The following is a 15,284-nucleotide window of genomic DNA, read 5'->3' as shown; positions in this document are numbered from 1 at the left end:
GGGCCTGCCGGCCCGGCCGTGACGCATTCTCCCGGCCGCGCTCAGCCGCCCGGCAGGTGATAGCCCGAGGCAATGTTCAGCGTGGTGGAGAAGGTGAGGTACATCAGCCACAGGCCGACGAGCGTGTGCGCCAGGCCCAGAGCCTTCTCGCCGAGATTGACGGATTCCTCCCCGTCCGGGCCCACCCGCACGCCGAGCTTGAAGCTGGCGAAGAACTCGGCGACGTACACCACGGCCAGGCCGCTGAACAGCACACCGACCGGCCATGCCCCGGCCATGAAGAACACCGTGAGGCCGAGCACCGAGACGATGACGAACGGGATGGACATGAATCCGTTGGGCCGCGCGTCGGCCTGCTGGAAACGGTTCCAGCCCAGCGCGAACCAGTGGATGCCGTACGCACTGAACGCCAGCGCGGCCATGTAGAGCGCCTTGTCGCTGAACACCTGGAACCAGGTCAGTCCTACGAATAAGTAGACACCGACCAGGAACTGGCAGAACCCGGGCATCCAGATTCCCCAGACACCATTAGCGCGGTCCACGCGTACGTCGCGCTTGGGATAGCCGAACAGTTCTTGCGGACCGTAGATCAGATATCCGACCCCGAGTCCGAAAAAGCCAAGAACCACCGGAACGAACGATGAAGCTGCAAAAGTCGACACCGTACACCTACCTGGTAGTAGCTTATTTTTCACACTGCATCGCGGGAAGAGCGGTGTCCAGTCATTGCAGGCATCTATTAGAGTGACTCAGCCAACGGTTTAGCGCAGACGGCCATGGGTGACGGTCAGTGCCGTTAGTGGGCATTTATGCCGACAAATCTGAAATCAGCCGCGCCGCCATCGCTCGCGGATGCGCGATACTGACATCCATTGATATGCATCCTTCAGTGCGAACCACGAGAGGATGCGCCATGCCCGTCCCGCGCCCGCCCGCACCCTGGCTGATCCGCGGCGAGCCGCTGGGCCGGCTTGCGGCTGGCCGAAGGCGAGAGGCCGAAGGCGAGAGGCCCGGGTGGGGAGCTGCCGAGCTGGTGGTGGAGGCCAGGGCCGGACATGCAGCTACCGGTGGGTGACCCAACGCCCAGGCGTGAGGTGCTGAGCGCAAGGCGGCACGGTTCGCTCGCTTGACCGGCACCCAGATCCGCCCGCTGAAAGCGAAAGGCAAAACGGCGACCACAGCGCGGCAGCCGGATCATTCAGCGCAAGGGGACCCGGCCAGCCCGACCGTGCAACCAGAAGCGAGTAAGCCAACGCTCGGCTGGCGCGGGACACCACGCGAGGTGGGGGGCCGAGGGTGCCCCATCACGGCATAAAAGCGGTCCACCAAGCCGTGATGGGGCACCCTCGGCCCCCCACCGTCACAGCGTGCGAAAGCCCAACCCACAAAGCACAAGAAAGCCGCAGCCGCGCGGCACAAGAGAGCCGCACAACGTCGGCGCCTTCTGGTCCGGGGCGGACCGGTCAGGCGGACGGACGCCGGCAGTAATACACCAGCGCCGGCGGCACGTTCGCCCAGACCGTGCGGCCAACGAGAACCTCGTCGAACCGCTCCTCGAGTGACCTGCGCAACCGGCGGGCCGGGGCGGACCACAACATATGGACGTACGCGAACGTGGTGAAGGCGCCGTCCACGGCCAGCGACCGGACCGCGGCGTCCAGCACGTCGCGCTGGCGGGCCTGCGGGAAGACCGACCACGGCAGGCCGCTGACGATGACGTCCGCGTGCTGCGCGCCGTGTTCGGCGAGGAGCTCGTCGAGGCGTACGGCGTCGGCAGTGATCACCTCGACGCCCGGAAAACGCCGGGCCAGCAGATCGGCCATCCGGGGGTTGATCTCGACGGCGATATGCCGGCCGCGGCCGGCCAGGCGGCGCTGGATGGCGGCGGTGAACGAGCCGGTTCCCGGGCCGAGCTCGACCACGACCGGGTCGCCGGTCCGAGGGATCGGGGCGACCGCCTGCGCGGTCAGCGTGGTGCCGCTGGGAGCGACCGCCCCGACTTCCCGCGGGTGGCGCACGAATTCCGACAGCAAGGAAGTCTGACTCACTCGCGTTGCCTTTCTGACACACTCCTGAACGCCTCAGCGCGTCAGATGTTCAGTCCGGCGACGGTGAGTCGCCTCACCGGTGATGGGCCTCGAAGAACCTCCAGATCACCTCGGTGGCGGTCAGGCCGGCGTCCGGGTCGGCCAGCTGCCCTTTCGGCGCTCCCGGCCAGCTGTGCCCCATGTCCGACATCAGGTACGCCTCCAGGACGCTCCCGTCGCCGCACCGGGCGACCGTGTGGGTATAGAGAGGCTTGGCCTGCTTGGCGCCCTCGGTGCACTTGAGCTTCTCGCGCCAGGTGGCGAGGCCCTCCTGGAAGGCGTCGAAATACATGTCGTTGCGCCCGACGATGGTGAGAACCGAGACCGGGGTGGTGGGCCGGTAGTCGGGCTTGGCCGCGTTCGGACCGGCGAAGCCGCCGCTGATCACCCCGACCGCCGCGAACGTCTCGGACGCCTCGACCGCCAGCTTGAAGCTCATGTCCGCGCCGTTGGAGATGCCGGTGGCGTACACGCGCTCGGGGTCGGCGTTCCAGGTCGTGCGCGCGTGCTCGACCACGGCGGTGACGAATGCGACGTCGTCCTCGGTGCCGCAGCAGATCAGCGCGTTGAAACCCGCATTCAGACCGTCCGGGTACGCCACCAGGAAGTTCTCCTTGTCGGCCAGCGCGTCCAGGCCGGTCAGTTGTTGCATGCCCGTCCCGTCGCCGGGGAAGAAGTGCAGCGCGACTACGAGCGGCAGCCGCTGGCCGGGCTGATAGCCGGGCGGGGCGTGCAGCAGGAACGTCCGGCGCTGCCCACCGGAGTTCACCGAAAGCTGGTGCGTGCCGGGTGCCGGCCGCACCTGCGGGGTGGGCGACGCCGCCGGGGTCTGCGACGCCGCCGGGGTGGCCGGTTCTTCGGAGGCGCCGCACGCGGAGACGGCCAGTATCAATACGAGAAGGAGTGCTCGTTTCATCGATCCACTGTCGACATTGCCGCTTCGCGTTGTCAACGGAACCGAAATTGTCCGACCCACCGAAAAGATCCACCAAATGTGGCAAGATGACGATCTATGAGTATTGCCCGTATGTGGTGGGCCGTACCGGCTCTGGTCGGTGCGCTCCTTGCCGGATCCGCCACGGCCGCCTCGGCCGCCTGCCGCACCGACGGCTACCGGGCTTCGGTCCGGACCGTCGACGCGCGAACGGCCGCCGACATGACCGGGGTCTCCTGGAAGGAGGGCTGCCCGGTGGCGATCGCCGACCTGCGCCGGGTCGAGCTGACCTACTGGGGCTTCGACAAGCGCCGGCATCAGGGCGAGATCGTCGTCCACAAGGATGTCGCGCGCAGCGTGGTGGACGTGTTCCACACCATGTACCAGGCGCGTTTCCCGATCAACAAGATGCGCCGCGTCGACTTCTACGGCGGCAGCGACGACGCGTCGATGGCCGACGACAACACCTCGGCGTTCAACTGCCGGCCCATTACCGGGTCGACCGCCGGCTTCTCGGTGCATTCGTACGGCAAGGCTATCGACATCAACACCGTCGAGAACCCGTACGTCAAGGGCGGTACGGTGCTGCCGCCGGCCGGCTCGGCGTACCTGGATCGCGGCGACGTCCGCCCCGGCATGATCGTGCACGGCGACCTGGTCTGGAAGGCGTTCACGGCGCACGGCTTCACGTGGGGCGGCGACTGGACCTCACCGCACGACTACCAGCACTTCGAGTTCCCGGTCTAGGCGTCCTTGCGGGCGACGCCCACCCAGCCGTTGACCACGTCGAGGTCGTAGTCCGGGGTGTCCGCGTCGGGGCGCCACTTCGTCGGCGGGACGACGCCCGGCTCGAGCAGGTCGAGGCCGTCGAACAGGCCGGTCACCTCGGCCTTGCCGCGCATCCAGAAGTCCGAGCGGCCGGACCGCTGCATCTCCTCGTGCCGCTGCACGACCGGCGGCGGCAGGAAGTCGCCGGTGAGGTGGGTGATCGCCACGAAGCTGCCGGCCGGCAGCACGTCCACCAGTTCCGCCACGAGCGGCTGGACGACGCCGTCGCCGGGGATGAAGTGCAGCACCGCGATCAGCAGCAAGGCGATCGGCTGGGCGAGGTCGAGGGTGTCACGAAGTTCCGGGCTGCCCAGAATGGTGCCCGGTTCCCGCAGGTCGGCGTCGATGTAGGCGGTCCGGCCCTGGGGCGAGCTGGTGAGCAGGGCGCGGGCGTGGGCCAGCACCAGCGGATCGTTATCGACGTAGACGACCCGGCTGGCGGGCGCGACCGCCTGGGCGACCTCGTGCGTGTTGTCCGCCGTCGGCAGGCCGGTCCCGATGTCGAGGAACTGCCGGATCCCCTCCTCGGCGGCCAGGTGCCGGACGATGCGGCGCAGCACGTCGCGGTTGGATCGCACGCCGGCCCGTAAACCGGGGACGAGGCGCTCGAACTCCTCGGCGGATAATCGGTCGGCGGCGAAGTTGTCCTTGCCGCCGAGCCAGTAGTCGTAGCGGCGGGCCGGGTGCGCGACGCCGGGATTGAGCTGCGCGACCCGGGCCGCCAGCCCGGCGCCGGCGGCGGCCGGCAGCCGGTCGAGATAGTCGAGCTCGCGCAGCGCCGTCGTGCCGGCGTCGGCAAGTGTCCACTGCGGACCCTTGCGGACGAGGCCGAGGCTGGCGAGCTTGCGCAGGACGGCGTCGATCTCGCCTTCGCTCGGTGCCGGGTCGTGCGCCAGGAGCGTCGATCTGATGCCGGTGTACGACCGGGGCCCTTCCGCGAGAAGCTCCAGCACCAGCCGATAGCTCGGGTCGCTGCTGATCTCCTGAAGGGCCTGGCTCACGGTGTCACCCCGTCCCGACGAAAGGTTGGCAACGGAGATCAAACCATTGTGCACGATCAATGTCGACCAGGAGTCTTCGGCCGGTCACGCGATTATTCGAAGAAATTGGTGAGTGCTTCGGCCACCTCGTGGGGCCGTTCCTGGGCCAGGTAGTGGCCGGCGTCCGGGATCTCCAGCAACTGGAGGCGGCTCGCCTTGCCCTTCAGGGCGGCCGGCATCGCGGGGTAATAGAGACCACCCAGCGCCAGGACCGGCATGGTGAGTTCGCCGTAGGTCTGCATGTCTTCGATGTCCTGCGGGAACGCCTGATACCAGCCGTTCGCGGCGCGGATCGCGCCGGGCTGGTCGTACGCGGCGGCATAGATCGCGCGGCTGTTCTCGTCGACCGCCGCCGGATCCCGGCTCATCTGGTCGGCGCACCAGTCGATGAGCAGCCGGGCCCGGCCTTGCAGCAAGGCCTCGGGCAGGTGCTCCACCTGGTTGAAGGCGAACCACCACAGGTGCGGCTGGCCGGGCTGGGGGAGCACGGTGAACTGGTAGAAGAAGGTGTCCGGGTGGGGCACCTCGATCATCGCCAGCCTGCGGGTCAGCTCGGGGTGGTTGACCGCGAAGCTGAACGCCACCATCGCGCCGATGTCGTTGCCGGCGATGTCGACCCGGTCGTAGCCCAGCGCGCGGACCAGTCCCGCGATGTCGGCGGCCATCGTCTTCTTGTCGTACCCGGTCGCGGGTTTGCCGGAGTCACCCATGCCGCGCAGGTCGACGGCGATCACGCGATGCCGCCGGGCGAGCGCGGGCATCACCTTGTGGTACTCCCACCACGTCATCGGCCAGCCCGGCAGCAGTACCAGCGGTTTTCCGTGACCGCCGCTGACGTAGTGCAGGACCGTGCCGTTGACCTCGGCGTAGCCGTCCTCGAACCCGGTGAGCATCGAACCCCCGTTTGTGAATGTGCGTTCTCAATGGCGGGCGCAACGCTAGCAGGTATGTGAACGCGCGTTCGCAATGGTGTTAGCATCGTCTCCGTGGCCAGACCCCGGGGATTCAGTGAGGCCGACGTCCTGGAGCGCGCGATGCAGTTCTTCTGGACCAACGGCTACGAGGCGACCTCGATGAGCGTGCTCACCGCCCACCTGGGCGTGCATCCCGGCAGCCTCTACCGCACCTTCGCCGACAAGCACACGCTCTTCCTGCGGGCGCTGGAGCACTACCGCGACACGCACACCCGCCGGCTGGCGCCGACACTGCTGAGCGGCGGCCCGATCGTGCCCCGCATCCGCGAGGTCCTCATCGACTATCTTCAGGCCGCCGCGGACGAGGACGTGCCGCGCGGCTGCATCGCCGTCAACACGGTCGGCGAGCGGTTGCCCCACGACGAGGCGGCCGCCCGGATCATCCGGGAGATCCTGTCGCTGGTCGAGGACGGTTTCCGGCAGGGTCTGCAGGCCGCGGCGCGACGCGGCGAGATCCCCGGCGACACCGACGTGGCCACCGAGGCGATGATGCTGATGACCCTGCTGCAGGGCTTGCAGGTGGTGGTCAAGGCCGACCGGGATCCACTGCGGCTGAGCCCGGTGATCGACGCCGCACTGCAGCGACTCACCGGGAAGACCGCCGTTCGCGCGGGCTGAGTCGGCCCGTTTACCAGAGCGGGAAGTCGACGCCGCGGTCGGCCTCGGTCCGCGGCCCGAAGATGCGGCGCTCGGACTCGTCGATCGCGCGGTCGTTGATGGATGCCTCGCGGCGCCGCATGAGCCCGTTCGGGGCGAACTCCCACAGCTCGTTGCCGTAGCTGCGCCACCACCGCCCCTCCTCGTCGTGGCTTTCGTACTGGAAGCGGACCGCGATGCGGTTCCCCTCGAATGACCACAGGCCCTTACGGAGGGCGTAATCCTGCTCGCGCTTCCACTTGGCGGTGAGGAATTCGATGATCGCCGGGCGGCCGACGAAGTGCAGGCCCCGGTTACGCCAATCCGAGTCGGGCGTGTAGGCCATCGCGACCTTTTCCGGGTCGCGGGTGTTCCACGCGTCCTCGGCGGCTTGCACCTTCTGCAGAGCGGTCGTCAGATCGTAGGGCGGTAACGGTGGGCGGGATTCTTCGGTCATCGGACTCGTTCCTTTCGCTATGGCACCGGGATGACGACGAACTACCCGTGCGCATTTACCGGAAACTTGTTCCCGGCGCGAACCGAGTCACGCCGAAAAGTGCCCGTTGCGCCGAGTGGGCGCTTTGCGCGAAGCGCGAACCATGAGGCGACTTCACGCCTCGGCGGCCGGTATCAGGGAGAACATCGTGCGATTACCGTTAGTGACGATAGCCTTCGCTCACCAAGATCGTTTTCGACACGACACGCTGCCTAACGGGTGGCATGGCACATTTCCACAACTCAGCGCTTGTGCTGTGTGGTTGGATGTGCGCGAGCATCGCGAGCGCGGAAGCCTATCGGCCACTCCCGAGCGCGGGGTTGAGCCACCCGCGGCGCCCGCCGCAATGGACTTACTAGGGAGCACTGAATGACCCGCCCACCGGGTGACCTGACAACTGAATTGCCGGATTTAACGGGCTGCTCGTTGCGTGAGCTCCGGCTCGGAATGGATGTATCCGATGCTGTTGCTCGGGTTCTCCGTCAGGTTGAGCGGCCGCGTGCCAATATCGGCGGCTCCGGCCCTCCCGGGCGCGCCGACTAATCGGCTACCCCTTTGTATATTCGCTGTCGCCGACGCGGCATATCGAGGAGTTTTAGACGCTCGTGACGACGAAAGCAACCGCACCGGCCCCGCTCGAGCTACCGGGCTGGGCCTTTCTGGAGCTGGCACACGGCAAAGCGTCACCGGCGGTCGTTTCCGCCCTGTGGGACGGCGAATGGAGCAGACGCCTCGTCATGCTCCGAGCGTTCGACACCGTAACGTCGGCGGCGCCGGACCTGCTCGGGCCTCTTCCCGCCGCCGGGGCGGCATGGCAGGCATTGGAGAACGCGCAAGCGGCGGCCCCCGCCGAGATCCGAGCGCTGATCCTGCATCCTCAGGTCGGCAGCTGGCTCGCCTACGCCCTGCGTCGCGATCGCAAGGGAGTGGACAGCACGGCGCCCGCATACATTGATTTTGGTCAATTCAATACGTTGGCGCTCGCCGCTGCGGCGCGCGCTGGGCAGCCGTTCACCACCAAGGTTCCGATGCGCGAGGGCCGGGTGTTGATACCCCGGCTGGGCATGGCCCGTTTCCCGGGCGCGCCCGTGTGGGACGTCGCCGAGGCCGGCACCGAGGACGGCCGGATCTGGCTCCGGCACGACGGGCGGCAGATCGACGTGCCGGCCGACGGCGCGGATGGTGCCGGCTGGTGGGGCCTGCGCGAGGTGTCCGTCGGCGAGAGTCCCGCTCTCACCGTATGGCTCGACGACATCGACCCGATGCGGGACCTGGCCGATCCGGTCGCACCTGCCCGGCTGAGCGAGCCGGAGCTCGCGCGCTGGACGGAGTTGCTGGCCGGCGCCTGGCGTATTCTCACCCGCGACCACGCGGATGTGGCCGCGGCTCTCGCCGCCGGGGTGACCTCGCTCGTCCCGCTCCCGTCCGGGGACGGCTGGGAGACGCGTAGTGCTTCGACGGGTGAGGCGTTCGGGGCGATCCTGTGCTCGCCGCCGCCGGACGCCGAGACGCTGGCCGTCTCGCTGGCTCACGAGCAGATGCATATCCTGCTCGGCGGCCTCATGCATCTCCTGCCGTTGACCGAGACCGCCGGCGTCCCGTCGCTGTACGCGCCGTGGCGTGACGACCCCCGGCCCGCGGGCGGCCTTCTCCAAGGGGTCTACGCCTTCTTCGGTATCGCGGCCTTCTGGCGCCGGCAGCGGCACGGCAACAAGCTTCACGACTTCGAGTACGCCTACGCCCGCGCCCAGACCACGGAGGCTCTCGGCATCATCCGTGACGCCGGGGGGCTGACGGCGCACGGCATGGCCTTCACCGACGGCCTGTCGGAGGAGATCGCGTCCTGGCGGTCCGACGACATCGACGAGGAGGCCGCCGCGCTTGCCGCCCTGGTCGCGGACGGCCATCGAGCCGGCTGGCGCATCCGCAACTGCCGTCCGTCGCCGGCCGACATCGCCGTCCTCGCCGGACTGTGGGACAAGGACATCGCGTTCCACATCGGAGAGTCGGACGTCCTCCCGGACCCGGCCATGCGGCACTGGTCATGGGGTCGTCTCGGTCTCGCCCGGCGGCGGCTCAGCGCGCCGGACCGCTTCCATGACACACTCACCGAGGACTGGGCCGCCGGCCTCACCGACGCCGACCTCGCCCTCTTCGCGGGGGACGCCGAGCTGGCGGTCAAGGGCTTCGCCGAGCAGCTGATCGCCGATCCGGACTCCGCCGACGCCTGGACCGGCATGGGGCTGGCCCTGAGCCTCGCCGCGCCCGGCGCCGCCTCCCGCGTACTGCTCGAACGTCCCGAGGTCGTCCTCGCCGTCCATCGCCGGCTGCTGGAGTATCCGGCCGCGCGTGACCTCGCGGACTGGGTCGGCGCTACAACGGCATCGGGTCGACGTCGCAGTTAGCGCGCACCCCGGCCAACGCGGCCACGATCGCCGGGTGTTTCTCGCCCAGCACCCGGCGATAGCCGTCCAGAGCTTCCTGGCGCAACGACGCGCCCTCGGTGTCACGCCCCAGCGCGATCGCGTCGAACGAGAGGTTGAGCGCACACGCGAGGGTGGACGGGTGCTCCGCGCCGAGCCGCGCTCGCGAGCGTTCCAGAGTGTCCTTGTCGAGCTCGTACGCCTCGGCGTGGTCACCGCGGGCGGCAAGGTCGCTGGCCAGGTTCGTGGCACAGGTCAGGGTGAGTCCGTGATCCGGACCGAGCCGCTCGCGCAACCCGGTGTAGGCCGCCGCGTCATGCCGGTAGGCCTCGCCGAAACGGCCGAGAAGTCGCAGCACGATGCCCAGATTGGTGCGCGCGTACAGGGTGTACGGATGATCCGGGCCGAGCGTGCTCTCGTACTGGGCGTAGGTCTTCGTGGCCAGCTCCCGGGAGCTCTGCAGCTGGTCGTCCTCGCGCTGATCCACCGCGTAGTTGAGGGCCGACGCGAGGGTTTCCGGATGCGCCTCGCCGAAGCGCAGGCGGAACCGTGTCAGGGTGTCGTGCGCGAGCTTGCGGGCCTTGTCGTGCTCGCCCGCCCGGCGGCGCGCCACCGCCAGGTTCCGCGCGGCCATCAGCGTCTGCGGGTGGTCCTGGCCCAGCACGTTCTCCATGCGCTCGTACAGCTTCTCCTGTTCCGCGTGCGCCTGCAGGTAGCGCCCGCACTCGCGCAGGTCGAGGGTCAGCCCGTTCAAGGTGAACAGCGTCAGCAGGTGGTTGGTGCCGAGCACGTCGGAGCGGCGGCGGGAGGTCTCCGCGTCGCGCACCAACGCGGCCCGGAACTCGCCGGTCAGCCGCAAGCTGACTCCCAGGCTGTGTGCCGCGGTCAGGGTGCTGGGGTAATCCGGCCCGAACGCGGCCAGGCAGGAGGTGAGCACCTCCTGGTCCAGATCGCGGGCCGCCGTGAACGCGCCGGCCGCGCGGAGATCCGCGGCGACCAGCGCCATCGCGTCGAGGGTCTCCTCGTCGTCCGGCCCCAGAAGGAGTCGCAGCCGGTCCAGCGAATCCGCGTTGATCCTCGCGGCCTCCTGGAAGTTGCCCAGCGTGCGTTGCACGAAGCCGAGCCACCGCGCGGCCTTGAGGGTCTGCGGGTCGTCGCGGCCGAGGCTCTTGCGCCATTGCGCGACCACCTTCTCGGCGAAGTCGCGGCAGCCGTTGTGGTCACCCCAGTAGTAGTAGAACTCGATGATGTGCAGGACCAGCTGGCGCGCCCAGTCGTCCTCGCATCCCACCGCGTCGGAGGCGACGACATGGGGGAGCAGGGCGTGGTATCGCGGCCAATAGTTCTCGAGATCCGGGTTTCCGGGGTTGCCGCCGGCGAGCAGCATGTGGGCCGCGTGTTGCATGTCCATCCGCTGCTGCTCGGTGAGCTGGCTGACCAGCACCGTCTTCACCAGCCGGTGCAGCTGGATCGAATTGTCGCGGTAGTCGATGCGGGCCAGCCCGTACCGCTGGATGTCGCGGAGCGCCTGGTTGAGCCGGCTCGGGTTCTGCAGCGTGGCGTCCAGTTCCGGCGAGATCGGCGGCGTTCGCGGGCCGAGGAACAGCTCGCGGGAGATCGGCTCCGGGGCGAGGAACGAACAGGCCTGCAGCATCTGCAACGCGGCCGGATTCTCCTGTCCGAGACGGTCCAGCGCCACCGTCCAGGCGGCGGCCACGGCGAGCTCGTAGCCGGGCGCCGCGGCCTGTCCGCGCAGTGCCTCGCGCTTCTCGGCGAGCAGCCGCAGATACTCCTCGATCGGCATGTGCGTGGTGGCCCGCCAGGCCGTCGCCTGCCCGATCGCCAGCGGCAGGTCGTCCAGCAGCGCCGCCAGCCGATCGGCGTCCTCGATGGAGATGTCCGGGTTGTGCTTGCGCAGCAGTTCGATGCTTTCCGCACGGTTGAAGACGTCGATCTGCAACGCGTCGGCGATGTCGCTCCACTGCTCGTTGCGTGAGGTGACGAGCACCCGGCCGGTGCCGCCCTGCGGCAGATAGGGCCGGACCGACTCCAGGGTCTCCGCGTTGTCGAAGATCAACAGCCAATTGGGGTACGGCCGTCCGGCCCGAAGCGCCTCCTGCACCGCGGGGACGGCGGTGTTCGCCTCGGGGCCGACGTTGAGCCCCAGCGTCTCGCCCAGCTCGATCAGGGCGCGCAGGATCTGCGCCGGCTGCTCGGACGGGATCCACCACACCACCTCGTAGTCGGCGCGGTGCCGGTACGCGTACTCGGTGGCGATCTGGGATTTGCCGACGCCGCCCGCGCCGTGCAGCGCCTGCGGCAGGACCGCTGTCACGCGTTGGGTGCGCAGCCGTTCCTCCAGCGCGACCAGCAGGTCGTCGCGTCCGGTGAAGTCGGCGTTGCGCGGCGGAACGTTGCCCCAGACCGTTTCCTGGGACACCGACCGTTCGGCGCCACCGAGCAGGCGGCTGATCGAGAAGGTGTCGCCGCCCGGGCCCAGCGGCGGCTCCTCGGCGGGCACCGGCGGACTCGTGAGCGGCAACTCGGTCAGCGGTACCACCGGGCGGGGCTCGTCCTGGCGCTGCCGGAACTCGGCCATCGCGGCGTCGAGGCGTACGGCTCGAAGGGCATAATCGCCCGCCAGGGCGCGCAGCACGGCCAGCTCGACCGCCACGAACGGGAGGGTCTCGGCGGTCACCGGGTTGTCCGGGACCTCGTCCGGCGCCTCCAGCGCGCGGTACAGCGTCTGCACGGCGGGCACCCGGCCGCCGTAGTAGCCGCTGAGCACCTCGATGACGCGGACGGTCTCGTCGCGCCGGGCGCACGCCAGCAGCGCCTCCCGCGCCCCGGCCCGGAACGACAGCGCGGCGCCGGCGTGGTCGAGCAATGGGCTGGTGACCACCTCGGCCAGGTGGAACGGCTTCGAATCGGGCAGCAGCAGGCTCTGGATGGCGCGCAGCACCGGCATCTCGAGCGGCGCCGCGGCGAGGTAGGTGGCGAGCTGGAACGCCTTCGGCGGCGCCTCCTCCCGGAAGCGGCGCACGAGCTGGTCGCCGGCCACCTCGGCGGTGTCCGTCCCGCCGGTGCCGGTCGCGCGGGACGGGTCCGCGACGTAGACGACGGCGTCGAGCCAGTCGCCGGTCGGCTCGGCCACCAGGCCCGTCCACCAGCGCAGCCAGCGCGGGCTGAGCTCGAGCAGCGGCACCACGACCGCGGGGTCCTCGTACGCCGGCTCGAAGGGGTCGCGCCACCGATCCGGTTCCTGCACGCGCAGCGCGGCGTTCGGCGCCAGCGGACGGGTGCCGGCCACCTGCAGCAGCCGCGGACCCAGATGCGAGCGGTACCACCGGTCCTCGGGGTAGGGGTTGACGATGGCGACCGGAGCCGTCCGGCCCCAGGTCTGCAGCAACGACGCCGCGGCCTGGCCGCCCCAGAAGTTGTCGAGCCCGTCGGTCAGCACCAGCACGAGGCGTCCGGTCAGGGCCGCCCGCGACGGCGAGGCGTCCTGGAACGACTGCAACGAGTACGCGCGGACCTCGGCGAACACCGACTCGAGCACCTCGCGGAAGGCCGTCACGGTCGGTTCCCACACCGGCATGGTCGGGCCCTCGTCGACCACGAAGGCCAGGCTCATCGGCTGCGGCCCGAGCCCGCGCAGCGCGCCGGCCAGCAGATCCGGTTCGGCCAGCGGGGGCACCCCGAACGGGCTGGGCGTCGTCATGCCGCACCCTCTTCCACCGCGATCAGCCGCTTCGGGTTGTCCCACATCAGCGCGACGTAGCGGCCGGGATGCGTAACGCCCGCGGCGGCCTGCGACCGCAACGCCTTGGTGCGCGAGCGCAGGTCGGACGGGCCGTCGTCGATCAGCCCGTGCAACTGCGCGTCGGCGTCGCGCGACCGGGGCGCGCGGCGGTCCCAGAGGATGACCGGCACCCCGAGCACCACGGCACTGATCATCTCGGCCGAGCCGGGCCACTCGTCGGGCGGGCTGCTGAGCACGACGGCGGCGATGCTGTCGTCGTTGCCGAGCTCGATCTCCCATTCGGCGAGCTGCTCGCCGTCGTCGGGGTTCCGGCCCCAGAACACGCGTCCGGCGAACGGGTCGCTCGTCAGCGCCCGCCACCGGATGCTCCACAGCCGAGGGCGATCCACGTGCCGCATCCGTTCCAGGCTGCGCACGGCGACCGTGTACGCGACACAGAGCGGGAAGGCGGGGCCCATGCTCATCCGCGACGTCCACCACTCGACGGGCAGGTTCACCAGCCCTCGCGGGAGCAGGAACTCGATGGTGGGGGCGGTCTCGCTGGTGCTCCACTCCTCGCGTTCGGCGCGGTCGACCAGCCGTCCGACCACGCGGTCCGCCTTGTCGATGGCGACCGTGATGGGCTCGTCGGGCCACCGCCGCGGGTGCCACGGCCCGCTGCGGTCCTGGATGTAGGAGACGATCCGGCAGCGGCTCCGATCGATGCCGACCGCCTCGATCTCGATCAGCAGGCACGGATTGGCCTCCGGCCGCCGCGCCGACGCGGGTGCGCGTGACCGCCAGCGGGTCAGCGCCTCCTCGGAGCGCATCGCGGTGGCCTGCCGCTCCACCCAGCGGTGCAGCTCGCCCGCCAGATCCTCGTCGGTGAGCTGGTCGGCGAGGCTGTCGACGAACACGAGCGGGCGGGCCAGGCCGTTCGGGCCGGTGTTGTGGTCGGCGAGGTAGTGGAAGGCCGCGGACGGGTTGCGCAGGTGGTCGGACGTCGGCCCGGGCAGGTCGGCCGCCGCGTGCTCCCAGGCCGCGCGCAGATCCGTCTCCGGCGGGACGCGACTCATCAGCGCGTGGATCTCGTCCTGCCGTTCGACCGGCACCTGCGGGAGCACGCGGACGGGCTGGGCCTGTTCGAGCAGCGTGCGCAAATAGGCGGCCGCCGCATAGGACGCGTACTTGTGCCATTTGTCGTTCTTGCCGCTCGCGGAATAGTCGGCTATACCACGCACCATGAACCAGCTGATTTCGTGTTCCGCCGTGCCGGCCGCGATTCCCGAGCCCTCCATCTCGACCGCCACCAGGCCGTGGTGTTCGGCGCTCAAGTCGTCGCGCACCGTTTCGTCGCGCATCAGCACGTCGGCGGATCCGACGGCGCCGTGATGAATCTTCGGATTCGCCGCGGGGTGGCCGGATTCGGCCCGGTCCGGATGGTCGACCCGGATCCCGTGGACCGTGATGACGTCGGTGTCGCCGGACGGCCGCGGGAACTGGGCCGCCGCCGGTGTCTGATCGGGATCGAGCCATTTCTCCCACGGGCGGCGTTCGCGCGCCGCGGCCATCTGCAGATCCGTGGCGGCCCGCAGCAGGCGGCGGGAGATCAGCCCCTCCGGGGGGCGGCGGGATCGGCGTTGCCCGCGCTCCTGCTGGTAGGCGCCGTAGTCGACGATCTGGGTGGCCACCACGACGTCGCCGAGGCGGACGTGCTTTTCCGGCGCGGCCACGTTGGGAATGCCGCCCGCGATGCCGACCATGACCACACAATGGACGTTAGGGAACGTGCGCAAGAGGTTGGCGCAGCGCGCCGCCGCGTGCCGGGTGCCGTCCTGCGAGAGCACCGCCATCGCCACGCCGTGCGGGCGGCCCGCGTCGTTGCTCGGCAGGGTGCCGACGACGTAGTGGTTCGGGTCCTCGGCATGCATGAGCGGGCGCTCGTCGTCGATGAGGCTGGCCATCGCGGCGCCCTCGACGGGTAACGCGGCCAGAATGCCGATGGTGACCCCGTTACGAACCTCACCGGCCGCACTGTCCGGTGGAGGCGGGAGAGGTTGCGTCGCCATAAAGCAGCCCTCCGTGACCTGACGAGACATCATTGTCTCGGATCGGGAGGAAAAC

Annotated in this window: 11 protein-coding genes; 3 read left to right on the top strand and 8 right to left on the bottom strand. The window is 69.5% G+C overall.

Going from position 1 to position 15,284, the window contains the following annotated elements; genetic code table 11:
- Window positions 1-41 precede the first annotated feature (41 nt).
- The 3 genes from HH310_RS01175 to HH310_RS01165 all read right to left on the bottom strand — a co-directional run bounded on the left by HH310_RS01175 (window position 42) and on the right by HH310_RS01165 (window position 3,003).
- Window positions 42-629 carry a hypothetical protein gene (locus HH310_RS01175; RefSeq protein ID WP_211191602.1) on the bottom strand — a complete coding sequence of 196 codons (588 nt, stop codon included), beginning with the start codon at window positions 627-629 and terminating at the stop codon, window positions 42-44.
- A gap of 834 nt (window positions 630-1,463) precedes the next feature.
- Window positions 1,464-2,048 carry a methyltransferase domain-containing protein gene (locus tag HH310_RS01170; RefSeq protein WP_169173469.1) on the bottom strand — a complete coding sequence of 195 codons (585 nt, stop codon included), beginning with the start codon at window positions 2,046-2,048 and terminating at the stop codon, window positions 1,464-1,466.
- Window positions 2,049-2,121: 73 nt separating this feature from the next.
- Entirely contained in the window at window positions 2,122-3,003 is an 882-nt protein-coding gene (locus tag HH310_RS01165) for a PHB depolymerase family esterase (RefSeq protein WP_211191601.1), read from the bottom strand.
- Window positions 3,004-3,099: 96 nt separating this feature from the next.
- Here HH310_RS01165 and HH310_RS01160 point away from each other — a divergent pair, with 96 nt between their 5' ends.
- Window positions 3,100-3,768, top strand: a complete 669-nt coding sequence (locus tag HH310_RS01160) for a M15 family metallopeptidase (protein ID WP_169173468.1) — start codon at window positions 3,100-3,102, stop codon at window positions 3,766-3,768.
- Here HH310_RS01160 and HH310_RS01155 read toward each other — a convergent pair.
- Together HH310_RS01155 and HH310_RS01150 are read right to left on the bottom strand one after the other, a co-directional pair.
- Window positions 3,765-4,850 carry an SAM-dependent methyltransferase gene (locus HH310_RS01155; protein ID WP_312033738.1) on the bottom strand — a complete coding sequence of 362 codons (1,086 nt, stop codon included), beginning with the start codon at window positions 4,848-4,850 and terminating at the stop codon, window positions 3,765-3,767. The two genes, HH310_RS01160 and HH310_RS01155, sit on opposite strands and share 4 nt — an antisense overlap.
- Before the next feature lie 92 nt (window positions 4,851-4,942).
- The gene (locus HH310_RS01150; RefSeq protein ID WP_169173467.1) at window positions 4,943-5,782 is read right to left on the bottom strand and encodes an alpha/beta fold hydrolase; all 840 of its coding nucleotides are present in this window, start codon (window positions 5,780-5,782) and stop codon (window positions 4,943-4,945) included.
- Between the two features lie 93 nt (window positions 5,783-5,875).
- Here HH310_RS01150 and HH310_RS01145 point away from each other — a divergent pair, with 93 nt between their 5' ends.
- Window positions 5,876-6,481 (top strand): TetR/AcrR family transcriptional regulator, encoded by a 606-nt coding sequence (locus HH310_RS01145; RefSeq protein ID WP_169173466.1) that lies wholly within the window; start codon window positions 5,876-5,878, stop codon window positions 6,479-6,481.
- A gap of 10 nt (window positions 6,482-6,491) precedes the next feature.
- Here HH310_RS01145 and HH310_RS01140 read toward each other — a convergent pair whose 3' ends face one another.
- Window positions 6,492-6,956, bottom strand: coding sequence for a nuclear transport factor 2 family protein (locus tag HH310_RS01140; protein ID WP_169173465.1), 465 nt, complete (start codon window positions 6,954-6,956; stop codon window positions 6,492-6,494).
- Between the two features lie 644 nt (window positions 6,957-7,600).
- Between HH310_RS01140 and HH310_RS45180 the strand changes: the two genes are divergently transcribed.
- Window positions 7,601-9,400 (top strand): HEXXH motif domain-containing protein, encoded by a 1,800-nt coding sequence (locus HH310_RS45180; RefSeq protein WP_169173464.1) that lies wholly within the window; start codon window positions 7,601-7,603, stop codon window positions 9,398-9,400.
- Here the strand turns inward: HH310_RS45180 and fxsT are convergent.
- A complete protein-coding gene (fxsT, locus tag HH310_RS01130; protein ID WP_169173463.1) occupies window positions 9,369-13,139 on the bottom strand; it encodes an FxSxx-COOH system tetratricopeptide repeat protein in 3,771 nt (1,256 codons plus the stop codon). The two genes, HH310_RS45180 and fxsT, sit on opposite strands and share 32 nt — an antisense overlap.
- Window positions 13,136-15,229 (bottom strand): hypothetical protein, encoded by a 2,094-nt coding sequence (locus tag HH310_RS01125; protein ID WP_169173462.1) that lies wholly within the window; start codon window positions 15,227-15,229, stop codon window positions 13,136-13,138. The genes fxsT and HH310_RS01125 overlap by 4 nt, the downstream gene beginning before the upstream one ends.
- Between the last annotated feature and the right edge of the window lie 55 nt (window positions 15,230-15,284).

Origin of the sequence: Actinoplanes sp. TBRC 11911, assembly GCF_012933445.1 — a bacterium.
Classification (GTDB): domain Bacteria; phylum Actinomycetota; class Actinomycetes; order Mycobacteriales; family Micromonosporaceae; genus Actinoplanes.
This window is presented reverse-complemented; position numbering and strand designations above follow the sequence as displayed.

Excerpts from the sequence above, each read along its gene's own strand:
- HH310_RS01165 (WP_211191601.1), bottom strand. The coding sequence starts at position 3,003 with ATGAAACGAGCACTCCTTCTCGTATTGATACTGGCCGTCTCCGCGTGC.
- HH310_RS01160 (WP_169173468.1), top strand. The coding sequence starts at position 3,100 with ATGAGTATTGCCCGTATGTGGTGGGCCGTACCGGCTCTGGTCGGTGCG.
- HH310_RS01150 (WP_169173467.1), bottom strand. The coding sequence starts at position 5,782 with ATGCTCACCGGGTTCGAGGACGGCTACGCCGAGGTCAACGGCACGGTC.
- HH310_RS01140 (WP_169173465.1), bottom strand. The coding sequence starts at position 6,956 with ATGACCGAAGAATCCCGCCCACCGTTACCGCCCTACGATCTGACGACC.
- fxsT (WP_169173463.1), bottom strand. The coding sequence starts at position 13,139 with ATGACGACGCCCAGCCCGTTCGGGGTGCCCCCGCTGGCCGAACCGGAT.
- HH310_RS01125 (WP_169173462.1), bottom strand. The coding sequence starts at position 15,229 with ATGGCGACGCAACCTCTCCCGCCTCCACCGGACAGTGCGGCCGGTGAG.